Source organism: Afipia sp. GW822-FHT04G07 (assembly GCF_058800765.1).
Genome location: NZ_JBXAMP010000001.1, coordinates 462,991 through 485,611 on the forward strand (window position 1 = coordinate 462,991; position 22,621 = coordinate 485,611).

23 protein-coding genes are annotated in these 22,621 nt (G+C 61.8%); 14 read left to right on the plus strand and 9 right to left on the minus strand.

Features of this window, described 5'->3' with window-relative positions; genetic code table 11:
* Positions 1-26: 26 nt before the first annotated feature.
* The 3 genes from AC1RKJ_RS02225 to AC1RKJ_RS02235 form a co-directional block, all read right to left on the minus strand.
* Positions 27-785, minus strand: coding sequence for an SIR2 family NAD-dependent protein deacylase (locus AC1RKJ_RS02225; protein ID WP_492789271.1), 759 nt, complete (start codon positions 783-785; stop codon positions 27-29).
* Between the two features lie 131 nt (positions 786-916).
* Complete coding sequence (locus AC1RKJ_RS02230; RefSeq protein WP_492789272.1) at positions 917-1,210, minus strand: hypothetical protein; 294 nt, start codon at positions 1,208-1,210, stop codon at positions 917-919.
* Between the two features lie 103 nt (positions 1,211-1,313).
* Positions 1,314-1,526, minus strand: coding sequence for a hypothetical protein (locus tag AC1RKJ_RS02235; protein ID WP_492789273.1), 213 nt, complete (start codon positions 1,524-1,526; stop codon positions 1,314-1,316).
* 442 nt (positions 1,527-1,968) lie between these two features.
* Here AC1RKJ_RS02235 and AC1RKJ_RS02240 point away from each other — a divergent pair, with 442 nt between their 5' ends.
* Positions 1,969-2,244, plus strand: coding sequence for a DUF6894 family protein (locus tag AC1RKJ_RS02240; RefSeq protein WP_492789274.1), 276 nt, complete (start codon positions 1,969-1,971; stop codon positions 2,242-2,244).
* A 305-nt stretch (positions 2,245-2,549) separates the two neighbouring features.
* Positions 2,550-2,999, plus strand: a complete 450-nt coding sequence (locus AC1RKJ_RS02245; RefSeq protein ID WP_492789275.1) for a VOC family protein — start codon at positions 2,550-2,552, stop codon at positions 2,997-2,999.
* A gap of 274 nt (positions 3,000-3,273) precedes the next feature.
* Here AC1RKJ_RS02245 and AC1RKJ_RS02250 read toward each other — a convergent pair whose 3' ends face one another.
* Positions 3,274-3,597 carry a hypothetical protein gene (locus AC1RKJ_RS02250; protein ID WP_492789276.1) on the minus strand — a complete coding sequence of 108 codons (324 nt, stop codon included), beginning with the start codon at positions 3,595-3,597 and terminating at the stop codon, positions 3,274-3,276.
* A gap of 226 nt (positions 3,598-3,823) precedes the next feature.
* Here AC1RKJ_RS02250 and AC1RKJ_RS02255 point away from each other — a divergent pair, with 226 nt between their 5' ends.
* From AC1RKJ_RS02255 to AC1RKJ_RS02280, 6 genes are all read left to right on the plus strand, one after another.
* Positions 3,824-4,477 (plus strand): MarC family protein, encoded by a 654-nt coding sequence (locus AC1RKJ_RS02255; protein ID WP_492789277.1) that lies wholly within the window; start codon positions 3,824-3,826, stop codon positions 4,475-4,477.
* Between the two features lie 198 nt (positions 4,478-4,675).
* Positions 4,676-5,548 (plus strand): SGNH/GDSL hydrolase family protein, encoded by an 873-nt coding sequence (locus AC1RKJ_RS02260; RefSeq protein WP_492789278.1) that lies wholly within the window; start codon positions 4,676-4,678, stop codon positions 5,546-5,548.
* Positions 5,549-5,662: 114 nt separating this feature from the next.
* The gene (locus AC1RKJ_RS02265; RefSeq protein ID WP_492789279.1) at positions 5,663-6,622 is read left to right on the plus strand and encodes a cation diffusion facilitator family transporter; all 960 of its coding nucleotides are present in this window, start codon (positions 5,663-5,665) and stop codon (positions 6,620-6,622) included.
* 42 nt (positions 6,623-6,664) lie between these two features.
* A complete protein-coding gene (locus tag AC1RKJ_RS02270) occupies positions 6,665-7,036 on the plus strand; it encodes a ferrichrome ABC transporter substrate-binding protein (RefSeq protein ID WP_492789280.1) in 372 nt (123 codons plus the stop codon).
* Positions 7,037-7,197: 161 nt separating this feature from the next.
* Complete coding sequence (locus AC1RKJ_RS02275; RefSeq protein WP_492789281.1) at positions 7,198-8,394, plus strand: efflux RND transporter periplasmic adaptor subunit; 1,197 nt, start codon at positions 7,198-7,200, stop codon at positions 8,392-8,394.
* A 9-nt stretch (positions 8,395-8,403) separates the two neighbouring features.
* Entirely contained in the window at positions 8,404-11,649 is a 3,246-nt protein-coding gene (locus AC1RKJ_RS02280) for an efflux RND transporter permease subunit (protein WP_492789282.1), read from the plus strand.
* 5 nt (positions 11,650-11,654) lie between these two features.
* On the opposite strand, the gene AC1RKJ_RS02285 is transcribed toward AC1RKJ_RS02280, so the two are convergent.
* From AC1RKJ_RS02285 to AC1RKJ_RS02305, 5 genes are all read right to left on the minus strand, one after another.
* Positions 11,655-12,359: an ABC transporter ATP-binding protein gene (locus tag AC1RKJ_RS02285; RefSeq protein WP_492789283.1), complete on the minus strand. Its 705-nt coding sequence runs from the start codon at positions 12,357-12,359 to the stop codon at positions 11,655-11,657.
* On the minus strand, positions 12,352-13,134 hold the full coding sequence (locus AC1RKJ_RS02290; RefSeq protein WP_492789284.1) for an ABC transporter ATP-binding protein: 783 nt from the start codon (positions 13,132-13,134) through the stop codon (positions 12,352-12,354). Before AC1RKJ_RS02290 ends, AC1RKJ_RS02285 begins: the two co-directional genes overlap by 8 nt.
* On the minus strand, positions 13,131-14,078 hold the full coding sequence (locus AC1RKJ_RS02295; RefSeq protein ID WP_492789285.1) for a branched-chain amino acid ABC transporter permease: 948 nt from the start codon (positions 14,076-14,078) through the stop codon (positions 13,131-13,133). The genes AC1RKJ_RS02290 and AC1RKJ_RS02295 overlap by 4 nt, the downstream gene beginning before the upstream one ends.
* A gap of 3 nt (positions 14,079-14,081) precedes the next feature.
* On the minus strand, positions 14,082-14,954 hold the full coding sequence (locus tag AC1RKJ_RS02300) for a branched-chain amino acid ABC transporter permease (protein ID WP_492789286.1): 873 nt from the start codon (positions 14,952-14,954) through the stop codon (positions 14,082-14,084).
* 125 nt (positions 14,955-15,079) lie between these two features.
* On the minus strand, positions 15,080-16,246 hold the full coding sequence (locus tag AC1RKJ_RS02305) for an ABC transporter substrate-binding protein (protein WP_492789287.1): 1,167 nt from the start codon (positions 16,244-16,246) through the stop codon (positions 15,080-15,082).
* 257 nt (positions 16,247-16,503) lie between these two features.
* On the opposite strand from AC1RKJ_RS02305, the gene paaI reads away from it, so the two are divergent.
* The 6 genes from paaI to AC1RKJ_RS02335 are packed head-to-tail and all read left to right on the plus strand — an operon-like array spanning position 16,504 to position 22,611.
* Positions 16,504-16,914, plus strand: a complete 411-nt coding sequence (gene paaI / locus AC1RKJ_RS02310) for a hydroxyphenylacetyl-CoA thioesterase PaaI (protein ID WP_492792622.1) — start codon at positions 16,504-16,506, stop codon at positions 16,912-16,914.
* 15 nt (positions 16,915-16,929) lie between these two features.
* On the plus strand, positions 16,930-18,264 hold the full coding sequence (gene paaK, locus AC1RKJ_RS02315) for a phenylacetate--CoA ligase PaaK (protein ID WP_492789288.1): 1,335 nt from the start codon (positions 16,930-16,932) through the stop codon (positions 18,262-18,264).
* Between the two features lie 5 nt (positions 18,265-18,269).
* Entirely contained in the window at positions 18,270-18,905 is a 636-nt protein-coding gene (locus AC1RKJ_RS02320) for a TetR/AcrR family transcriptional regulator (RefSeq protein ID WP_492789289.1), read from the plus strand.
* 48 nt (positions 18,906-18,953) lie between these two features.
* Positions 18,954-20,987: a phenylacetic acid degradation bifunctional protein PaaZ gene (gene paaZ, locus AC1RKJ_RS02325; RefSeq protein WP_492789290.1), complete on the plus strand. Its 2,034-nt coding sequence runs from the start codon at positions 18,954-18,956 to the stop codon at positions 20,985-20,987.
* A 27-nt stretch (positions 20,988-21,014) separates the two neighbouring features.
* The gene (locus AC1RKJ_RS02330; protein WP_492789291.1) at positions 21,015-21,320 is read left to right on the plus strand and encodes an EthD family reductase; all 306 of its coding nucleotides are present in this window, start codon (positions 21,015-21,017) and stop codon (positions 21,318-21,320) included.
* 16 nt (positions 21,321-21,336) lie between these two features.
* Positions 21,337-22,611, plus strand: coding sequence for a cytochrome P450 (locus AC1RKJ_RS02335; RefSeq protein WP_492789292.1), 1,275 nt, complete (start codon positions 21,337-21,339; stop codon positions 22,609-22,611).
* Positions 22,612-22,621: the final 10 nt, after the last annotated feature.

Sequence of the window (22,621 nt, forward strand, 5' to 3'; positions counted from 1 at the left end):
TGCGAATGTCAAATCCACTCCACTGGTCAGTTGCCGACGAACGGTCCAAGCGTCTCGCCGATGTCGTGACGGATCACCAGGTCGGCAATGTCGTCCTGATCGGTCGGTTCGTTGTTGATGATCACCAGTTTGGCGCCGCAATTCCGCGCCAGTACGGGAAAACCGGCCGCCGGCCAGACCACGAGTGACGAGCCGATCGCGAGAAAAAGATCACAGTGTTCAGCAAGTTCCTTGGCGCGACGCATCTCGTCTTCCGGCATGGACTGGCCAAACGAAATCGTCGCCGACTTCACCGGCTCCCCGCAAGCGGTGCAGGATGGTGCGCCGCCGGTGTCGAAGCGCTCCTTGACCCAGGAAATCTCGAAGCGTTTTCCGCAGCCGATGCAGCGGGCGTAGGTGGTATTGCCATGCAACTCAACGACATGCTCGGCCGAAAACCCTGACGCCTGATGCAGGTTGTCAATGTTCTGGGTGACGATCGCCGGCACCTTGCCCGCCTTGTAGAGCGACGCCAGCGCGCGGTGCCCCCGGCCCGGCCGGGCCGCCGCAAAGCTCGGCTCCATCGCGAACCGGCGGCGCCATGACTCATCCCGTGCATCCTGGCTCGCAACGAACTCATCGAACGGAATGGGACGATTGCGGGTCCACAAGCCGCCGGGCGAGCGGAAGTCGGGAATTCCGCATTCGGTGGAAATGCCGGCGCCCGTAAACGGCACGATGGTCCGTGCTTCGGCGATCAAGTCGCCGAGCAGGTCGATTCCGCTGCGAAGATCGGACGCAATCATTCAAACCGTCTCGCAAACCGTCTCGTCATCCGATCCTCAAAGCCGATGCACTCACGCCGCGCGCGGAAAAGTATAGCTCAACAAAAATGGGGGCGCGAAGCCCCCATTTCCGAAATCAATGACCCGTCAGATCAGGCTGCCTTGGTCGCCTGCACCTTCGGAGCATCCTGGATTTTCGCGTCCTGAGGCTTCACCGATTCAGGCTTCAAGGCGTCCTTGACGTCTTTCAGGTCTTTCCCGGGCGCCAGGTCTTTCTTGGGCGCAACAACCTTGGTTTTCTTGCCGAACGCGGCAAGCTTTTCCATCTCGGCGGCGAGTTCGCGCTGGCGCGCGGCAATCTTGTCGGCGAGTTTTTCGGTGGTCTGATCGAGCAGCGTCGCCAGATCGTCGATGGACATCGAATCCAGATCTACTTTTTGCATCATCTTCTCCGTTGAACGGAGAATGGAGGTAGCAAGAAGGGACTCCCGTCGCCAGCAGATGCGATTCCTTATCCACTGTCATACGGCAATCAATCGCTTGGAATACTCAGCAGCCGGTGAAGCCGGGCGTCGAGCCGTCCTCACGATTACGCAAATAGGCCAGACCGAAAACCGCCAGACGTTTCGGGTCGGTTTCACCGGCGGACGAGAGCGTTCCGATGTAACTGCCGACGCTCTCGCGCGCCTCGCGCAAGTTCGCTTCATCCAGGTTTCGCATCATACCAAAGGTATGAATGATCCGATCAATAACCTCGTCCACAGGGCCTCCTTTGCATGAGATATGCGAAGGACAACGGCGGCGCAGCGCAAAAAGTTCCCGTGCGCAAAACCTGATTGCCAAGTCTGATTGGCTGTTGAGAGTTCAAGCCGTGAGCAAAACCGCCGGGGACTTTGACGAATAAAATTTTCATCGATTGCTGGAACAAATCGCGCGCCTTGGTATTGCCCTCTTTTGACGGAGGCCGCCATGAAGATCATCGAAGCAATCGCCGAAGACCGCCTGCTTCGCTACGCGTTTGCCGGTCTCGCGATTCTTTTTCTGTTCGGTATGGTTCTTTAGCTCTGCTTTCGGCGCCAACGCGACTGAAAGACATATGCGGGACTGATCCAATTCGGGTCCGCAATATCCAAAAAGGATCGGAACGAACAGTCAGCTTCGTCGTTATTATCTCAGGTGCAGGTACCCAGCGATGGATGCAGGCATGAAGAACCCCGTCATATGCCTCGGCAGATGGCGGGGTTTTTATCTAGAGGGACCGATGCGATTTCATTTTGATCTGGTCGACGGGAAGACGATCGCCGACCAAGACGGTCAAGAGCTCGAGGACGCAGTTCAGGCGTCGGAGGTCGCGGACAAGCTGGCCAGGCATTTGGTTCAGGAAGAGCCGATGCTCGCGGCGAAGGGCTACTCCATTCTTGTCAGCGACGAGGACGGCGAAGAAGTCTATCGCACGAAGCTCATCGAGAATGCTCACTGATGCTCGCGGACCTTCCACTATACGTCTGTTCATAGGTCGCTGGATCAGTGCCTGGAAACGTCGCTCACGGAGAGTTGTGTGGATGAGGTCCCGGAGCCGCCACCAGGCCCGACGGAATCTTGCTAGCCAGTTCGCGAAAGTGCCCTTTCCGATTTCGTAGGCGTACTTTCGCGGAGCCTTGCCCTTGTGGCAGGGCTTTTTGTTGCAGCATCCCGCGCCACGCCTGCCCTTCGCAGCGATTTGCTGCTATTCAATGCCACCGTACCGGACGGAACGTCCGCGAAGCTCCCATGGAGACAAGAAACATGCGTTATCTGCACACCATGCTGCGTGTCCGCAATCTCGACACGGCCTTGAAATTCTACAGCGACGCGCTCGGGCTAAAGGAAGTCCGCCGCACCGAAAGCGAGAAAGGCCGTTTCACCCTGGTGTTTTTGTGCGCGGCCGAGGACGAGGCGCTGCTCAAGCAGGTCAAGGGCCGCGGCGCGCCGCTGGTCGAACTCACCTACAACTGGGATGAAGAGACCTACGGCGAAGATCGCTACTTCGGGCATCTCGCCTACGAGGTCGATGACATTTACGCGACCTGCGACCGCCTGATGAAACTCGGCATCACCATCAACCGTCCACCGCGCGACGGGCAGATGGCGTTCATCCGTTCACCGGATCTGCATTCCATCGAGCTGCTGCAAAAGGGCGACGCACTCGCGCCGAAGGAGCCGTGGAGTTCGATGCCCAATACCGGGCATTGGTGATTCACCGGTAACGCAGGACAGCCACGAGGGAACAAGACGACCTTTCCGATGTTCTCCATCACATGTTTCAGGAACGCGATGGAGGTTAATATGGGAAAAGGACTTTTGTTATGGCTGGTGGGCGTGCCCATCCCGGTGATCATCCTGCTCTGGCTTTTCTTCGGCCGATAAGACAGGACGAACAGCCTTCAAGTGCAAGCCTCGCGTAAGCGGGGCTTTCATTTGTCTGCCCGCGTAAGCAGACTTTCAATGCCGGTGTTCGACCCGCCGAGCCTCAGGGCTTTCTGCAATCCGCCGTCGCATCGACCAGCTTCAGCAGCTTGTTGCCTGCGGCCTTGAGAATACACATCTCGACTTGCTTGCCGGCGGGTACCGGCTTGGCGCAGATGATCTGCGGGTTGTCGTCGTAGACGGCGGTGGAGAATTTGCAGTTCGCCTGACATGATGCGGTGTAATTGAATGGATTGGTCAACAACACGCTGGCCGATTGTTCGCCCGGCAGGATCGTGCAGACAATCGGGACCGGCTCTGCGCGCGCAACCAACGACGGAAGACTCGCCAACGCCGTAACGATGATAAAGACCGGTATGCGCTGCATGAATCAACCGTGTTTGCTCAACGTGGCACGGTATCAAGGCCCGCGGCGCAAGACGAGGATTTCATAGGCAGCTGAACGGCCTGAACGCCATTATTCTGGAATCCGAACTCCTGAGCCGGGCTTGCGGCCATCCGGGTTGCAAACATCCGCGATCTCTGTTGGAAATCGGTCGTGGCAATCAGCCGCCGCACAGCGTTTGGGGCTGGGTGCCGTCGGGGCGGGCGTCGTGCAAAACATCATCAATGCGTTTCTGCTGGTCTATGCGGCGCTGTTTCCGATCGTCAATCCGATCGGCAGCGCACCGCTTTTCCTGCGGATGACCCGGGGGCGCAGTTCTGCCGAGCGCAGCGTGCTTGCCCAGAACGTCGCGCGAAACAGTTTCTTCCTGCTGCTGGGGTCGCTGTTCATCGGTTCGCATGTTCTTGTCTTCTTCGGCATCACCCTGCCCGTCGTTCGGGTCGCCGGCGGTCTCGTGGTGGCTGCGTTCGGATGGCAACTGTTGCACGCACCGGAAGACCCCGGACCGGATCGCGCGAAGGTCAGCAACACAGGTCCCGCCGTCGATGCATTTTATCCGCTGACCATGCCGCTGACCGTCGGGCCAGGCTCCATTTCCGTCGCGGTGACGCTCGGCAGCCAGCGGCCGACCGGCGCGGCGGATCTCGCTGAACTGGCCATTCTGGGCGGCGCGGCGATCGCCGGCCTTGCCGCCATCGCCATCACGGTGTTCGTCAGCTATCGCTTCGCCGATCGCATCATCGCCTATCTCGGGGCGCGCGGAACGGACGTCATGATGCGGCTGTCCGCCTTCATCCTGTTTTGCATCGGCATCCAGATCATCTGGAACGGAGTCAGTGCGCTGATCGGCAAGACCATCTGACGCGCGCCCAAGCCGCACCGCTCACGGATTTGTGCGTCGCAGCAGGTCCTGACCCCGCTTATCACCCTATTTTTGCGGGGAATTTCAGTTAAGCATCAGTTCCATATCGCCGAATGGCGCATTGAATGCGCGCCAAATTGTCGCTATTTATCGATCGATGCGGACCTTCGATGGCCGCCACGCCAAGGTCCGCTTTTGATGCTCAGCCTCATTCACGGCCGGAAAACTGCTTCGACCATCGCAGCGACGATCGGCGCGTTTGCGCTCGGGCTGTCTGCCGTCGTCGTGTACCCCGCCACCTCTCATGCCGAACAGGCCACGAGCGCCGGCAAAAGCGTGCCGGTGTCCGACGATCTCAATGCCGTTTTCAAGACGCAGCCTTGCGTGCAATCCAAGTCGCTGGCGCAGCTCGACGCGCCGATTACCCGCGTCGCCAAACGGCTTGATGCACACGACCCGGTCACCATCGTTGCAGTCGGCTCGTCCTCGACCGGCGGGTCGGGCGCAAGCTCGCCCGCCTATTCGTATCCAAGCCGCCTCGAGCGCGAGTTGCGCCAGAGATTTCCCGGCACGCCGATCACCATCATCAATCGCGGCGTCAACGGCGAAGAAGCCGCCGACATGATGGCGCGAATGGATTCCATTCTCGACGCGAAGCCCGATCTGGTGATCTGGCAACTCGGCACCAATACCCTGTTGCGCGACGGCAGCGTCCCCGCGACCGGCGAATTGTTGCAGGCCGGAATTGCGCGCATCAAGAAAACCGGCGCCGACGTGCTGCTGATCGACCCGCAATTCGCACCACGCGTCAACGCCAAGCCCGCTGTCAGCGACATGGTCGGGCTGATCGCCTATATCGCGAAGCAGGCCCACGTTCCGCTGTTCCGCCGCTACGTCGCCATGCGCCACTGGCACGAAGATCAGGCCATCGCATTCGACCGGTTCATTACGGCGGATGGCCTGCACATGAACGACTGGGGCTATTCCTGCCTCGCACGCCTGCTCGCCGACAACATCGTGAGCACGGTTGCACGCTCCCGCGCCGTCGCGGATGTGAAGCCGTTTCAATAATAACAGCCCGTCGCGGCTGCACCTTGCCAGCTGTGATAGTATTCGGTTTCCGGATGACGCATATCGCATACAGCCACTGAGCCCCGCAGGGACTCAGGCCTGTACGAGCATTGCATGACACAATCGCATCATCACGCGCACGACCACGCCGATCATAGGCATGAGGTTCATTCCCACGGACCGGGTGGCCACACGCACGCGCCCGCAAACTTTGGACCGGCCTTTGCGGTCGGGATCGTGCTCAACACGGTCTTTGTCATTGTCGAGGCGGTCTATGGCTATGCGAGCAACTCGACCGCCCTGATCGCGGACGCAGGGCACAACCTGTCCGACGTGCTGGGGCTGGTGGTCGCGTGGATCGCGGTGGCGCTGTCGAAGCGGCCCCCCTCAGCGCGCTACACTTACGGTCTGCGCGGCTCGTCGATCCTGGCGGCGCTTTTCAACGCGGTCTTTCTGCTGATCGCAGTCGGCGCAATCGGCTGGGAAGCAATCCTGCGGCTATTGAATCCTCAACCCGTTGCCGAGACGACGGTGATGATCGTGGCCACAATCGGCATCGCCATCAACGGATTTACCGCGTGGCTGTTCGCATCCGGACGCAAGGGCGATCTCAACATCAAGGGCGCTTACCTGCACATGGTGGCCGACGCCGCCGTGTCGGCGGGCGTCGTCGCCGCCGCGCTGGTCATCATGTTCACCGGCTGGCTGTGGCTCGACCCACTCGTAAGTCTCGTGATTGTCGCCGTCATTGTGTGGGGCACATGGGGACTGCTGCGCGACAGCACGGCCATGTCGCTCGACGCGGTGCCGTCGAACATCGATCCGGTGGCGGTGCGCCGTTATCTCGAACAGCGTCCGGGTGTAACCGAGATTTGCGATCTGCATATCTGGCCGATGAGCACAACCGAGGCCGCGCTGACCTGTCATCTGGTCATGCCCTCCGGCCATCCGGGCGATGCCTTTCTGATTCAGGCCGCGCAGCAGTTGAATGAACAGTATAACATCCAGCACACGACCATCCAGATTGCGACCAGTGCCGCCGCCTGCGCGCTGGCTTCCGATCATGTGATCTAAACCGGCCTTGAAAAGGCCCAACGAAGAATCTACTGATACGACATGGCAAGTGGTGCAAACATCAGCGCGATGCTCGGCGCGGGACAGAACGGACGGCGACGCCGTCTGACGCTTGTTCTGGCGCTGATGCTCGGCCTTGTTGCTTCACTGATCCATTGCGGCAGCTGCGATCTGGCCGTTGCCGGCTCCTCGTCCGCGGTCGTCGCGATGGACCTCGACGGCACGACCCCGCCCGACGCGCCCGACAACAAGATGGCCGTTCATTGCGGGCATTGCCTGAATCACGTCACCGGACAGCCGACCTTCGTCGTGCAGCTTCCAGCCGACATCGGCCATCAGGCGCCGCGCATCGGGCGTGAGCAAACGCTGGTGTCGCTCGCCGGCCTGCCGCTCTTCAAACCACCCCGCGCTTAAAGTCAACGCGGCCGTAAAGGCCCGTTCGGCATGTCCGCAGCCTGAAAAGCCGCGCGACGGCCTGCCTGCATTCATCTTTTCGCAGACGACTCAAATTCGCCGACGTGTCTGACAACAGACCTGGCGATGGCACGAGCTTCACCGCTCGCGGGGTTTTGACGATGAAACTATTTCGGACCAGATTTCGATCTCTTGTCGCGGCAATTGCGCTTGGCGCGGTCGCAACGCTTTTCCTCACGCTTTCATCTGCGCACGAAGCTCCACCTGCGCAGAAGCAATCCGCGCATCACGATGACGGCATCATCCGGCTCAGCGAACGTCAGATCGCGGCGGGCAACTTCGCAATCCAGGATGTTCGGGACGGACTTCTGACCAAACGCATTGTTGTGCCCGGCACCATCGTGCCCAGCGGCGAGCGCATCGCCAAGGTTTCCGTCCGGCTGCTGGGTACTGTCGCCGAGTTGCGCAAGCGGTTGGGCGACGACGTCCGCGAGGGCGACGTTCTCGCCATCATCGAAAGCCGGGAGGTCGCCGACGCTAAAAGCCAGTACCTCGCAGCAAAGGTCGCTTTCGATCTTCAAGACACGCTGTTCAGCCGATCCAAAAGCCTGTTCGAGTCCAAGGTGAGCAGCGAGAACGACTATCTGCGCGCAAAGACTGCGTTCGAGGACGTGCGGATCAAGTTTGACGTCGCGCGCCAGAAACTGTTCGCTCTGGGTCTGACTAGCGATCAGATCTCGGCGCTGCCCCAGCAGCCCGTCAAAAGCCTGCGGTTGCAGGAACTGCGCGCACCCATGAGCGGACGCATTGCCGAGCGCCGCGTCGATCTCGGATCGCTGGTCGGCCGCGAAGGCCAGGAAAGCGAACTGTTCGTCATTGTGGATTCGAGCGTGGTCTGGGCGGAGTTGTCACTGCAAGCCGCCGATCTGGCCGCCGTCAGCGAAGGACAGGCGATCACCGTCGCGACCGGCTCCGGCTCCGCCCCTCTCCCTGCGAAGATCATGTTCGTGAGCCCCTTGCTCGACAGGGACACCCGCTCGGCGCGCGTGGTGGCGTCGGTCGACAATCCTTCACACGTCCTGCGGCCGGGGAGTTTCGTCACGGCTGAAATCCCGTTCCAGCAAATACGCGCCGCGACAGTAGTGCCCAAGAACGCGGTGCAAAGCATCGACGGTCAGAGCGCCGTCTTTGTCCAGACGCCCAATGGATTTGAGCCGCGCAAGATCGTTACCGGCCGCGAGGATAACCGTTCGTTTGAAGTGACGTCGGGATTGACCGCCGGCGACAGGATCGCGACCGCCAACACGTTCGTCCTGAAGGCAGACCTCGGCAAAAGCGCCGTTGAGCATCAACACTAGGCGCAATCCATGATCAGCCGCATTCTCGACCTCTCCATCCGGCATCGCTGGACCGTCGTCCTGCTGAGTCTCGGCTGCGTCGCAGTCGGCCTGTGGTCACTTGTCCGCCTGCCCATCGATGCCGTGCCCGACATCACCAACAAGCAAGTGCAGATCAATACGACCGCGCCCGCGCTGTCGCCGGTCGAAATCGAAAAGCAGGTGACGTTCCGCATCGAAACCGCGCTCGCCGGAATCGCGGGACTGGAAAACACCCGCTCTTTGTCGCGCAACGGCTTCTCGCAGGTGACCGCAATCTTCAGCGAGAAGACCGACATCTACTTCGCGCGGCAGCAGATCAATGAACGGTTGATCGAGTTACGCACGACCCTGCCGTCCGGCGCCGATCCCAAGATGGGACCGGTCTCGACGGGACTTGGCGAAATCTACATGTGGACGGTTTCGCTCGTGCCGCAAGCAAACGGCAGCGGCGGCGGCGGCAAATCCGGCTGGCAGAACGACGGCACGTTTGTCACGTCCGACGGCGAGCGGCTCAAGACCGAGGTCGAGCGCGGCGCTTATCTGCGAACATTGCAGGACTGGATCATCCGGCCGCAAGTCCGAAGCGTTCCGGGCGTGGCGAGCGTCGACGCCATCGGCGGATATGTCAAACAATATCAGGTGAAGCCCGATCCCGCGAAGCTGATCTCGCTAGGGCTTTCGTTCAGCGACGTCGTTCGCGCCGTCGAGACCAACAACATCAGCCGGGGCGCCAGCACCATCGACCGCAACGGCGAAGGCATCGCGGTACGCACCGGCGGACGTCTCGAAACGCTGGCCGACATCGGCGATGTGACCATCATCACACGCGGCGCGGTGCCGGTGCGGATTCGCGACGTCGCCGAAATCGCCATCGGGGGTGAAACCCGGACCGGCAGCGCCAGCCGCGACGGGCGGGAAGTCGTCGTCGGAACAGCATTGATGCTGATCGGCGGCAACAGCCGCACGGTCGCCGCCGCGGTCGATGCAAGGATGCAGGACATCCGGCGCAATCTCCCGGCCGGCGTCAGCGTCGATACCGTACTGAACCGCACCCAACTGGTCGATGCGACGATCACGACCGTCGCGACCAATCTCAGCGAGGGCGCCCTGCTCGTCATCGCTGTGCTGTTCCTGATGCTCGGCAACTTCCGCGCGGCGCTTATCACCGCGCTGGTCATCCCGCTTGCCATGCTGATGACGGCCGCAGGAATGCTGCAAGGAAAGATCAGCGCCAACCTGATGAGTCTCGGCGCGCTGGATTTCGGCCTCATCGTCGACGGGGCAGTCATCATCACCGAGAACACGCTGCGGCATCTTGCGGAAAAGCAAACAGAGGCCGGTCGCAAGCTTTCGTTGTCCGAGCGGCTCGGTACCGTGAAGGCGGCGGCGGAAGAAATGATCGGCCCCAGCGTTTACGGACAGGCTATCATCATTCTGGTCTATGTCCCGCTGCTCACCTTCAGCGGCGTCGAGGGCAAGATGTTCGAGCCGATGGCGCTCACGGTCATCCTCGCGCTGGTTGCTGCCTTCGTGTTGTCCCTGACTTTCGTTCCGGCGCTGATCGCCATCGCGGTGACGGGCCGGGTCAAGGAAGCCGACAACCTCGTTGTGCGCCGCCTCAAGGTGTCCTACGCGCCGTTGCTGACGCGCACCATCGAACGGCCCCGCATTGCCATCGCGGCCGGCGTCGTTTTGTTCGTGGGAGCCGCGCTGCTGTTTTTCCGTCTCGGTCAGGAGTTCATTCCGACGCTGGACGAGAAGAACCTCTCCATGCACGCGCTGCGGATTCCGAGCACCAGCTTGACGCAATCGCAGGCGATGCAACTCGACCTCGAGAAGGCCATCGGCCGCTTCCCACAGGTGGCGACGGTTTTCTCGAAAACCGGCACGGCCGAGATCGCGTCCGATCCGATGCCGCCCAATACGTCCGATACGTTCGTGATCTTCAAGCCCCAGGACGAATGGCCCGATCCGGGCTTGAGCAAGGCCGCGCTCGTCGACCAGATCGCGAACGCGGTGCGCGAATTGCCCGGCAACGGCTACGAATTCACCCAGCCTATCCAGATGCGGTTCAACGAACTGCTGGCGGGCGTGCGCGGCGATCTTGCGGTGAAGGTGTTCGGCGACGAGTTCGAACCACTGCTGCGCAGCGCGGGACAGATCGCAGGCATCTTGCGCAAAACCAAAGGGGCAACCGACGTCAGGATCGAACAGGCCAGCGGTCTGTCGGTGCTGGACATCAGCGTCAACAAGACCGAGATCGCTCGGCGTGGCCTCAGCCTCGCCGCCGTTCAGGACGTCATCGGCACCGCCATCGGTGGACGAAGCGCCGGCGCAATATTCGAGGGCGATCGCAGCTTCGAGATCGTGGTCCGGCTGCCGGAAACGATCCGAAGCGATCTCGATGCCTTGAAAAATCTTCCGGTGTCGCTCCCGTCGGCGGGCCCAACGCCCGTGACGATTCCGCTTGGCCAGTTGGCCAGCTTCAAGATCAGCGACGGCCCCAACCAGATCAGCCGCGAGAACGGCAAGCGACGCGTGGTTGTTACGGCGAATGTGCGGGACCGCGACATTGGCGCGGTTGTAAATGACGCCCGCGCGCAGATCGAAGCCAATGTGACCCTGCAACCCGGTTACTGGATGTCCTGGGGCGGGCAGTATGAAAATCTCGCCGCCGCGCGCCAGCGGCTATCGTTCGTCGTCCCCGCGTGCTTCCTGCTGATCTTTCTGTTGCTGACGAGCGCGCTGGGGACCGCGCGGGACGCACTGATTGTCTTCAGCGCCGTGCCGCTTGCGTTGACGGGCGGCGTGGCGGCGCTCTGGTTGCGGGGAATGCCGTTCTCGGTGTCCGCCGCCGTCGGGTTCATCGCGCTGTCGGGCATCGCCGTTCTCAACGGGCTGGTCATGCTGACCTACATCAAGCAGTTGATGGCGAAGGGGCACGCGAAGGCCGAGGCAATCCTGACCGGCGCCCTCACCCGGCTGCGGCCCGTCGCCATGACGGCGCTGGTCGCATCGCTCGGTTTTGTGCCGATGGCGCTGGCGACCGGTACTGGCGCCGAAGTCCAGCGGCCGATTGCCACCGTCGTCATCGGCGGCCTTATCAGCGCGACGTTACTGACGCTGTTTGTGCTGCCCGCGCTCTACGCCTCGTTCGGGCGCGCGCCGGTCAGCGAGACAATGGAGACAGCCGCGGAGCCGGTACAGACGGGAATCGAACCGTCGCGCGGCTGATCGTGTCAGGCCGCGCCGAGATACGCGGCTTTCACCTTCGGGTCCGACAGCAGCGTCGCGCCGTCGCCTTCGAACGCGACCTTGCCGGTTTCCAGCACGTAGCCGCGGTCCGCGATCTCAAGGGCCGCGCTGGCGTTCTGCTCGACCAGAAGCACGGTCACGCCGTCGGTTCTGAGAGAGACAATCGCCGCAAGGATCTGATCGACCAGCGTCGGCGATAGTCCGAGCGACGGCTCGTCCAGCAGCAACAGTTTCGGCTTGCCCATCAGCGCGCGCCCGATGGCCAGCATCTGCTGCTGGCCGCCGGACAACCCGCCCGCAAGCTGACGCCGCTTTTCCGCAAGAATCGGGAACATCTCGTACACGCGGTTACGGTCGCTTTCGATCTCCTTGTCGCGGCGCATGTAAGCCCCGAGGCGAAGATTGTCCTCGACGGTGAGCGGTCCAAAGATCTGACGGCCTTCCGGCGATTGCGTCATGCCGCGCTCGACACGCCGGTGCGGCTTCAGGCCATCGATGCGCTCGCCCAGAAAGCGGATCTCGCCCGCAGTAATTGGCTGTACGCCCGACAGCGCCCGCAGCAACGTCGTCTTGCCCGCGCCGTTCGAGCCGATCAGCGCGACAACCTCGCCCGCGCGCACCGCAAGGGTCACGCCGTGCAGCACCTCAATGCGGCCGTAGGAACTGCGGAGGTTGGCAACTTCAAGCACGCGCCGCCTCCCTCGCACCGTGTTTGCCGAGATAGGCTTCAAGAACCGCCGGATTGTCGCGCACCTCGCGCGGCAGGCCTTCGGCAATCGGCTTGCCGCGGTTCAGCACCAGAATGCGATCCGAAATCTTCATCACCAGTTTCATGTCGTGTTCGACCAGAACGACGGCGATACCCTTTGCGGCGACGCGGCGAATGAGTTCGTCGATCTCTTCGGTCTCCACGGCGTTACAGCCGGCCGCCGGCTCATCGAGCAGCAGCACGCGCGGCTCGGCGGCGAGCGCGCGGGCGATTTCCAGACGCTTGCATGCGCCATACGACAGCGAGCCCGCCGTGACATCCGCGCTGCCGCGCAATCCGACATCGTCGAGCAGGGTCAGCGCCGCGTCCCGCGTCTCGCTGTTCTGCCGCGTCACCGACGGCAGCCTGAACAGGTCGGCCAGCAGGTTGCAGCGCTCCCGCAGGTGCCTGCCGACCATGACGTTCTCCGCCGCCGTCATGCGCTGGAAAATCTGAAGGTTCTGGAATGTGCGCGACAGTCCGCGCGCGGCGAGCTTGTCCGGCGTGAGACCCGTGACGTCCTCGCCGGAGAGTTCGACGCGTCCCTGATCGCGCTCGTATACGCCGGAGACGATATTGAACAGCGTGGTCTTGCCCGCGCCGTTCGGCCCGATGATGGAGAGAATCTGGCCCGGACTGACCTCAAAGCTCACGCCGTCAATCGCCTTGACGCCGCCGAATGAAATTCCGATGTCCGTGGCCGCAAGGATCGTCATGCCTGCGTCCTCCTGGCCAGAAACCGCGACAGCGTCGGGACAATGCCGTCGCGCATGAAGATCATCGAGACAATGATAATGAAGCCGAGCAGCAGGTGCTCGTATTCCTGAAACACCGTCAGCACCTGCGGCAACGTGATGAGAACCGCCGCGCCGACGATACTGCCGACGACCGAGCCAAGCCCGCCCAGCACCACCATCGTCACCATTTCAACGGAGTGAAGGAAGCCGGCCTGATCGGGATTGGTGAAACCGTTCATCAGCGAAAGCACGGATCCCGCCACTGACGCATAGGCGGCGGCGATGACGAAGGCCTGCAACTTGAAACGCGCAACATCGATGCCGGCCACGCGCGCGGCGACTTCGCTGTCATGAAGCGCGCGAAAGGCGCGCCCGGTCGGCGTATCGTTCAGGTTGAGCGCCAGCCACGTGCCGAGCACAAGAAGCCCGCCCGAAATCCAGTACCACGTGTCCGCTCCGCTGACGCGCCAGCCGAACAGCACCAGCTTCGCCACTGGCATTCCGTCGGGACCGCCGGTCCAGCGGCTTTCCGTGGTGATGACCAGCGCCACGAGAACGCCGAGACCGAGAGTCGCGATGGCGAGATAGTGCCCTTTCAATTTCAGAATCGGGCGGCCGACGAGATAGGCCAGCACGGACGAGATGAGGCAGCCGATCGGCAGCGCGGCCCACGGCGGTATTCCCAGATGCGTGGGGCCGATAGCGACGGCGTAGGCGCCGATTCCGAAGAAGCCCGCATGACCGAGGCTGACCTGCCCGGCCTGTCCCATCAGGACGTTGAGGCCGATGGCCGCGAAGGCGGACACCCAGACCAGCGACGCTACGCGGAAATAATAGCTCGACGGAAAGATCAGCGGCAGCACGGCGATGATCGCCGCGAGCGCAATCAATGTCAGATAGCGATGGCCGATCTTCTGCAGCACCGCTCAGACCCTTTCCACGGTCCGCCGGCCGAACAGGCCTTGCGGCATGGCGAACAGGACAAGGAGAATGACGATGAACGCGAAGGCGTCCTTGTAGGTCGAACTGATGTAGCCGACACCGAAGGCTTCAAGCAGGCCTAGCAGCAAACCGCCAGCGACCGCGCCAAGCGGATTGCCCATGCCGCCGAGCATCGCCGCGGCAAATCCCTTGAGCGCGAGCATTGTGCCGACGTCGTAGCTCGTCAGCGTGATGGGCGTGATCAGGATTCCGGCCACCGCGCCAATGGCCGCCGATCCGCCGAACGCCAGCGCCATCACGGTCGCGGTATTGATGCCGACCAGTCGCGCCGCGAGCCGGTTGGCCGCCGTCGCAAGCACGGCCTTTCCGAGCACGGTCCGTTCAAGAAACACATACAGCAGCAGCACGATCACAGCTGTGCCGCCGAGCACCCAGAAGCTCTGCGGCTGAATGGTCGCACCGAGCAGGTTGACCGGCGTGTCGCCGGAAATGCTGGGGAGTTTATGGAATTGCTTGTCGAACAGGATCTGCGCCGCGCCGCGCAGCAGGATCGACGCGCCGATTGTAATGATGATCAGCGTAACCGGAGATGCGTCGCGCGCGGGCTCGATCGCGAGCCGGTACAGCAAAAGTCCGACCACGACGGAAACGCAGACGGCAAGAACCGCAGCGAGCGGCAGCGGCACGCCAGCGGCGGTGGCGAAGACCGTCACCATTCCGCCCAGCATGACAAATTCACCCTGGGCGAAATTGACCACGTCCGATGCGTTGTAGACCAGCGTGAAGCCGAGAGCGACGAGCGCGTAGACCGCGCCGACGGTCAGTCCGGATATCAAAAATTGGACAAACTCAGCCATTCCGGCTCCGCGGATTCAGGACTGCTAGGCACTAACGGCAAAATTCAGTGTTTCAACCCGAAACTTGCGCTCCCGAACCGGTCACCCGAATTGTCCGGGAGCGCAATCTCATTGAGAAGATCGGATCAGGTGCCCGGCTTGGTGAGCGTCCAGTCGCCGCCCTTGATTTCCAGCATGCGGAAAGCAGAGAGGTCGAGCCCGAGGTGATCAGTCGGCGTCATGTTCACAATGCCGCCGGTGCCGACGAAACCTTTCGTCTTCTCGATTTCGTCGCGGATCTTCTTCGGGTCGGTGGTGCCGCCGCGCTTCATCGCTTCGACAAGGATCTGAAGACCGTCATAAGCGTGACCGCCGAAGGTCGATACCGGCTGCTTGGTGCCGTCCTCGTAGGTCTTCTTGTAATCGACGACGACTTTCTTCTGCGGATCGTTCTCAGGCAGCTTGTCGCCGACCAGCAATGCCGCCGCAGGCAACCGCACGCCTTCAGCCGAAGCACCGGCGAGATCGATAAAGCTCTTCGAGGCCACGCCATGGCTCTGGTAGAGCGGCGTCGCGTTCATGCCGAGTTGTGCGTAGTTGCGTGTGACGATCGCAGGCCCCTGCCCGAAGCCCGGGTTTACCACAGCTTTGACGCCGGCGGTGTTCTTGATCTTGGTCAACTGGCCGGTCATGTCGCTGTCGCGCGGACCGTAGCTTTCCTCGGTGACGATCTTGATGCCGTAGTTCGGCGCGGCCTTCACGCATTGCGCCTTCATCGATGCGCCGAAACCGTCGGTGCCCGAGATCAGGGCGATGTCCGTGAGTTTGCGCTGCTTGAGATCCTCGAAAATCTTCTCGCACGCCATCTTGTCGGTATGCGGCGTCTTGAAGACATACTTGCGAACCGGATCGATGATTTCGACCGCGCCGCCAAACGAGATGAATGGAACCTGGGCTTCTTCGAAAACAGGAATCATCGCCATGGTCGTGCCGGTCGTCGAACCGCCTGCCATCGCGACAACCTTGTCGTCCTCGATCAGGCGGGTTGCAAAGGTGCGCGCCTTGTTGGCGTCGCCGCCGTCGTCATAGACCACGAGTTCGATCTTCTTGCCGTTGATGCCGCCGGCTGCATTGATCTTGTCGACGTACATCCGAAGCGTCTTGTCTTCAGGTTCGCCGAGAAACGACGCGGGACCGGTCACCGAAAGCACGGAACCGATTTTCACGGTCTGCTGTGCATGTGCAGAGCCGCCAAACGCCAGCCCGGCAACGCCGGCGGCCAACACGAATCCCAATGCTGATGTCGATTTCACTGTTCTTCCCTCCCTGATAATGGGTGCCCAATTTTTTTGAGCTTACCCGGCATGTTTCCAACCACAGCGCACCGATAGTTTCAAGTGCAACTATTAGCGCCTCCTGTCATCAATATAATTGACCGGACGGTTGGTCAATAGTAATCTGACTTCAAGGGCTGAGCGTAACAGCCGAGATCCGGGAGGATAGTGTGGACGCTGGCCATTCAATCGATAGCGCCGATGCGAACGCGGTGGCCGAGGCCTGCGCGAAGAAAATGTGGCTGGACGATCGCGCGAGCAAGGGCCTCGGGATGAGCATCCAGCGGATCGCGCCCGGCGAAGCCGTTATCTCAATGACGGTTCGCAAGGACATGACCAACGGTCACGGCATCTGCCACGGCGGTTTCATCTTCACCCTGGCGGATTCAACATTCGCATTCGCCTGCAACACCTACGATCAGCGCACCGTTGCGCAGCAATGCGCGGTAACCTTCCTTCGATCTGTCCACGAAGGCGAAACGCTGACCGCGCACGCCATCGAACGCGCGCGCGCCGAACGCAGCGGCGTCTATGACGTCACCGTTCGCGACAGCCACAACGTGGTGATCGCGGAATTTCGCGGACATTCACGCACGATTTCAGGCCAGCTGCTGGATTCCGACAGCCTGCATAATGACACAAAATAGGACCGGGAGAGAACGTTGCTACAAATTCCGCTGCGCAAGCTCGATCGGCTGACGCCCGAACCGACGGAACTCGATCGTTATGAAGTCGCTTCCCGCGACGAGATTCGCACCCTTCAGCGCGAGCGTCTCGCATGGTCGCTGCGGCACGCCTATGACAATGTGCCGCACTATCGCAAGACGTTCGACGCTGCCGGCGTTCATCCGGATCAGTTCAAGGATCTTCCGGATCTCGCGAAATTTCCTTTCACGATCAAGACCGATCTGCGGGACAATTACCCGTTCGGCATGTTCGCCGTGCCGGAAACCGATGTCGCGCGCATCCATGCGTCGTCCGGCACGACCGGCAAACCGACCGTGGTCGGATACACCAAACGCGACATCGAAACCTGGAGCGATGTTGTCGCGCGCTCGATCCGTGCCGCCGGCGGCCGCGCGGGAATGAAGGTCCACATCGCCTACGGCTACGGACTGTTCACCGGCGGCCTCGGCGCGCATTACGGCGCGGAACGCCTCGGCTGCACCGTGATCCCTATTTCCGGCGGCATGACAGAGCGTCAAGTCCAGCTCATCAACGACTTCAAGCCCGAAGTCATTATGGTGACGCCGTCCTACATGCTGGCGATCCTCGATGAATTCAGGAAACAGGGTCTCGATCCGCGCAAGTCATCGCTGCGCATCGGCATCTTCGGCGCGGAGCCGTGGACCAACGCCATGCGCGAAGAGATCGAAGAAGCGTTCGACCTTCATGCGGTCGACATCTACGGCCTGTCCGAGGTGATGGGTCCAGGCGTCGCCAGCGAATGCGTCGAGACGAAAGACGGTCTCCACATCTGGGAAGATCATTTCTACCCGGAGGTCATCAATCCGGTGACCGGCGAAGTGCTGCCCGACGGCGAGAAAGGCGAACTGGTCTTCACGTCGCTGACGAAGGAAGCCATGCCCGTGATCCGCTATCGCACCCGCGACCTGACGCGGTTGCTGCCGGGCACCGCGCGATCGCTACGACGCATGGAAAAAGTGACCGGCCGATCCGACGACATGATGATCGTTCGCGGTGTCAACGTGTTCCCGACCCAGATCGAGGAAAAGCTGCTCACCATTCACGACCTGTCGCTGCACTACCAACTCATCCTCACCCGCGACGGCCGCATGGACAACATGGAAATCCAGGTGGAAGCGCGGCCGGATGCCAGCTTTCCCGCACGAGAGGCGGCCACGAAGCAGTTGGCACAATCGGTGAAGGACACCATCGGCATCACGGCGCTCGTCACCGTGCTCGACCCCGGAAGCATCGAGCGCTCCGTCGGCAAGGCCAAGCGCATCATCGATAAACGGCCCAAGGAACAATGAACTAGATGGCCCGCAAACGCGCCAACGATTACGACGACAAACGGCAGGCGATCCTCGATCGCTCGGCGAAGCTATTTTCGGCGCACGGTTACGACCGCGCGTCGATGAGCAAGATCGCCGACGCCTGCGGCGTGTCAAAGGCCAACCTCTATCACTACTACAAGGACAAAGAGGGTCTGCTGTTCGACGTCATCCGCTTTCACCTCGGCGAACTGCTTGAAGTCGTCGAGGCCGCGGACCGTCCCGATCAGCCGCCCGAAGCACGATTGCGCGGGCTGATCGCAGCCCTGCTCGAAGCCTACAGGGATGCCGATTCCCAGCATAACGTGCAGATCAGCAGCATGCGGTTCCTGCCACAGGAACGTCAGGCCGAGCTCAGGGGCATGGAGCGCGATCTCGTCACGATTTTTTCCGCGGCGGTCGCGGGCGTCGCCCCGCACCTCAAGGGCACCAAGCTGCTGAAGCCCGTCACCATGTCGCTGTTCGGCATGGTGAACTGGCATTACCTCTGGTTCAAAAGCACAGGATCGGTCAGCCGCGCCGAATACGCCGATCTCGTCACGCGGCTAATCGTGGACGGAGCGCACAACGTGCTCAAGCCATCACCCAAAACATCGAAGCGCACCGCTGCGGCCGAGTGAATAGTTGTTCCAATCGGTGCTTTTCGCACCCAACATCGAAGTGATCGCATGAAACTGGAAAGCTACATCAACGGACAATGGGCCGCGCCAGGGCCCGATCTTGTGGAAGTCCGCAGCGCCGTGACCGGCGACGTGGTGGCCGAGGCGACCAGCGGCGGGCTGGATATGCACAGCGTCCTCGCCTACGCCCGCAATGTCGGCGGCAGGAACCTGCGCAAGCTGACATTCCATCAGCGCGCCGACCTGTTGAAGAAACTCGCGCTGTACCTGACCGAGCGCAAGGATCAGCTTTACAAACTGTCGTTTCAGACCGGCGCGACGCGCACCGACAATCTGATCGATATCGACGGTGGCATCGGCACCCTGTTCGTGTACGCCGGCAAGGGCCGCCGTGAATTACCGAACGCGACATTTCTGCTGGATGGCGCTGCCGAGCCCATGGGCAAGAACGGCACCTTCGCCGGGCAGCACATCGTTACGTCGCTGCACGGCGTCGCGGTTCACATCAATGCCTTCAACTTTCCCTGCTGGGGCTTGCTCGAGAAACTCGCGCCTGCCCTGCTCGGCGGCGTTCCCGTGGTTTCCAAGCCGGCCACGGTCACGTCCTATGTCGCGCACGCCCTCGCCCGCATGATCGCGGAGTCCGGGATTCTGCCGGAAGGCGCATTCCAGTTCATCGTCGGCTCGACCGGAGATCTGTTCGATCACCTCACCTGTCAGGACGTCGTGTCGTTCACCGGCTCGGCCGACACATCGGAAAAGCTGCAACGCCATCCCGTCATTGCGAGGAACGCCGTTCGCTTCATCGCCGAGCGGGATTCGCTCAATGCCGCGATCCTGGCGCCAGATGCAAAGCCCGGCACGCCGGAGTTCGATCTGTTCGTCAAGGAAGTCGCCAAGGAGATGACGGTGAAGACCGGCCAGAAATGCACCGCGATCCGCCGTGCCTTCGCACCGGCCGCGAGCGTCGAAGCCGTCATCGAAGCCTTGCGCGATCGTCTGGCAAAGGTTGCGATCGGCAATCCCGAACTGGAGACGGTGCGCATGGGTCCGGTGGTTGGTCTCGACCAGCGCCGCGACGTGCTGGCCCACCTCAAGACATTGCGGACCGAAGCGCAGATCGTCGCTGGCGATCCCGACAATTTCACCGTCGAGGGCGCGGACGTGACGCGCGGCGCATTCCTGCCGCCGCTCCTGCTGCATTGCGCCGATCCCATCCGTGCCAACAATGTGCATTCGGTCGAAGCGTTCGGTCCGGTCTGCACCGTGATGGGCTACGGCGAGTTGGACGAAGCCATCGCGCTGACCAACCGCGGCGGCGGCAGCCTGGTGGCGTCGGTCTACACCCATGATCCGAAAGTGGCCTCGGACCTCGTGTTCGGCATCAGCACCTTTCACGGGCGGCTGGTGATGATCGACCGCGACTGCGCCAAGGAACAGACCGGCCACGGCTCGCCAATGCCGCAGATGGTTCACGGCGGTCCCGGCCGCGCAGGCGGCGGCGAGGAACTGGGCGGCGTGCGCAGCGTGCATCATTACATGCAACGCACCGCGCTTCAGGGTTCACCCGCGATGCTGACGGGAATCACGGGAAGCTGGATGAAGGGCGCGCCGGTCATCGAGAAAGACAGGCATCCGTTCCGTTATCACTTCGAGGATCTGGACATTGGGCAGACCTTCTTCTCGAAGGAACGCACGATCACGCTTGAGGACATCGAGCATTTCGCCAACTTCACCGGCGACACTTTCTACGCGCACATGGACGAAGAGGCCACGAAAGGCCATCCGTTCTTCCCCGGCCGCGTCGCACACGGCTATCTCCTGTTGTCGTTTGCGGCGGGACTGTTCGTCGATCCCGATCCGGGCCCGGTGCTCGCCAACTACGGGCTCGATTCACTCCGGTTCATCAAGCCGATCCAGCCGGGCGAGACCATCAAGGTGCGGCTCACGGCGAAAGACAAGTCGCCGCGCAACAAGCAATATGGTGAAGTGCGCTGGGATGTCGAAATCCTGACCGACAAGGACGAGTCAGCGGCAACCTACGAGCTGCTCACGATGAACGCGGTGCGGCCGCAAGCCTGAAATCAAAAAGCCCAAAGGGAGAGACCAATGATCCTCGTGACCGTGATGTATCCGCCCGGCGAGAAGTTCGACGTCGACTACTATCTCAAGACGCACATGCCGCTGGTGAAGGATCGTTGGGGTCCGCTCGGGCTCAAGAGCGCGCAGGCCATCAAGGGCGTCGTCAAGGCCGACGGCACCGCGCCCGACTACCAGATGATCGCCCTGCTGACCTTCGGCTCGATGGACGATTTCAAGGCCGCCGGAAAGGCGCACGGCAAGGAAATCTTCGACGACATTCCGAAGTTCACCAGCGCGCAAGCCGTGGTGCAGATCAACGACGTCGTCTTCTAGACGTCGGACCGACCGCATGTCGCCGACAGAACAGCCGTCTGTTGAAAGCGCAAGCATCTCTCGCCCTGTTTCGGGCGAGGACGCCGCGCTCGCTCGCAGCTTTTCGCTGAAAGACCTGCCGGGCTCATTCTATGACGATCCCTACCCGACGTATCGCGCGCTGCAATCCGCCGATCCGGTTCACCGGATGCCGGACGGATCGTTCTTCCTGACGCGGCATCGCGATCTGGAGGCGATCTACAAGGACACGACGCGCTTCAGTTCGGACAAGAAAGTCGAGTTTGCCCCCAAGTACGGCGCGGACTCGCTGCTCTTTCAGCATCACACAACAAGTCTGGTGTTCAACGATCCGCCGTTGCACACACGCGTGCGGCGGCTGATCGCAGGCGCGCTGAACCCGCGCGCCATTTCCGAAATGGAGCCGGGTCTGATCGCGCTGGTCGACCGGCTGCTGGACGCCATGGAGACGCGCGGAACGGCCGACCTGATCGAGGACTTCGCGTCCGCCATTCCGGTCGAGGTGATCGGCAACCTGCTCGCCGTTCCGCACGAAGATCGCGCGCCGCTGCGCGGCTGGTCGCTTGCGATCCTCGGGGCGTTGGAGCCGTTTCTGTCAGAAGAGGTTCAGGCGCGCGGTGAGCGCGCTGTCGGCGAATTTCTCGACTATCTACAGCGACTGGTGGCCGACCGCCGCGCCCGGCCGGGCGACGCGGAGCATGACGTCCTGACACGTCTGATCGCAGGCGAAGCCAGCGGCGAGCGGCTGAGCGAGATCGAGCTTCTGCAAAACTGCATCTTCATCCTCAACGCCGGTCACGAGACGACCACCAATCTGATCGGCAACGGCCTGGAATTGCTGCTGCGCTTCCCGGCCGAACGACAGCGCCTGATCGGCGAGCCTCCGATGATCAAGACCGCCGTCGAGGAGTTCCTGCGCTACGAGAGTTCCAATCAGCTCGGCAACCGCCGTGTGGTTCAGGACACGGAGATCGACGGTGTCGCCATGCCACAGGGCACGCTGATCACGCTCTGCATCGGCGCTGCGAACCGCGATCCGGAGGTCTTCCCGCAACCGGAACGCCTCGACATCGCACGCGCGCCTAACCGTCATCTCGCCTTCGCCTCGGGCGCGCACTCATGCGTCGGATTGAGCCTCGCGCGCCTCGAAGGCCGGATCGCCATCGGCCGGTTTCTCGCGCGTTTCCCGAATTACGCGGCGAGCGGCCCCGCGCATCGCGCCCGGCGCGTGCGTTTTCGCGGCTTCACATCGCTTCCCGTCACTCTGACCTAACGCTTCAGGA

What these genes read in the sequence shown, in the direction of transcription:
- AC1RKJ_RS02245 (WP_492789275.1), top strand. Translation starts at nt 2,550, where the DNA reads ATGCGTTATCTGCACACCATGCTGCGTGTCCGCAATCTCGACACGGCC.
- AC1RKJ_RS02230 (WP_492789272.1), bottom strand. Translation starts at nt 1,210, where the DNA reads ATGATGCAAAAAGTAGATCTGGATTCGATGTCCATCGACGATCTGGCG.
- AC1RKJ_RS02250 (WP_492789276.1), bottom strand. Translation starts at nt 3,597, where the DNA reads ATGCAGCGCATACCGGTCTTTATCATCGTTACGGCGTTGGCGAGTCTT.
- AC1RKJ_RS02240 (WP_492789274.1), top strand. Translation starts at nt 1,969, where the DNA reads ATGAAGAACCCCGTCATATGCCTCGGCAGATGGCGGGGTTTTTATCTA.
- AC1RKJ_RS02260 (WP_492789278.1), top strand. Translation starts at nt 4,676, where the DNA reads ATGCTCAGCCTCATTCACGGCCGGAAAACTGCTTCGACCATCGCAGCG.
- AC1RKJ_RS02290 (WP_492789284.1), bottom strand. Translation starts at nt 13,134, where the DNA reads ATGACGATCCTTGCGGCCACGGACATCGGAATTTCATTCGGCGGCGTC.
- AC1RKJ_RS02330 (WP_492789291.1), top strand. Translation starts at nt 21,015, where the DNA reads ATGATCCTCGTGACCGTGATGTATCCGCCCGGCGAGAAGTTCGACGTC.
- AC1RKJ_RS02270 (WP_492789280.1), top strand. Translation starts at nt 6,665, where the DNA reads ATGGCAAGTGGTGCAAACATCAGCGCGATGCTCGGCGCGGGACAGAAC.
- AC1RKJ_RS02265 (WP_492789279.1), top strand. Translation starts at nt 5,663, where the DNA reads ATGACACAATCGCATCATCACGCGCACGACCACGCCGATCATAGGCAT.
- AC1RKJ_RS02335 (WP_492789292.1), top strand. Translation starts at nt 21,337, where the DNA reads ATGTCGCCGACAGAACAGCCGTCTGTTGAAAGCGCAAGCATCTCTCGC.
- AC1RKJ_RS02225 (WP_492789271.1), bottom strand. Translation starts at nt 785, where the DNA reads ATGATTGCGTCCGATCTTCGCAGCGGAATCGACCTGCTCGGCGACTTG.
- paaI (WP_492792622.1), top strand. Translation starts at nt 16,504, where the DNA reads ATGTGGCTGGACGATCGCGCGAGCAAGGGCCTCGGGATGAGCATCCAG.
- AC1RKJ_RS02275 (WP_492789281.1), top strand. Translation starts at nt 7,198, where the DNA reads ATGAAACTATTTCGGACCAGATTTCGATCTCTTGTCGCGGCAATTGCG.
- AC1RKJ_RS02300 (WP_492789286.1), bottom strand. Translation starts at nt 14,954, where the DNA reads ATGGCTGAGTTTGTCCAATTTTTGATATCCGGACTGACCGTCGGCGCG.
- AC1RKJ_RS02280 (WP_492789282.1), top strand. Translation starts at nt 8,404, where the DNA reads ATGATCAGCCGCATTCTCGACCTCTCCATCCGGCATCGCTGGACCGTC.
- AC1RKJ_RS02320 (WP_492789289.1), top strand. Translation starts at nt 18,270, where the DNA reads ATGGCCCGCAAACGCGCCAACGATTACGACGACAAACGGCAGGCGATC.
- paaZ (WP_492789290.1), top strand. Translation starts at nt 18,954, where the DNA reads ATGAAACTGGAAAGCTACATCAACGGACAATGGGCCGCGCCAGGGCCC.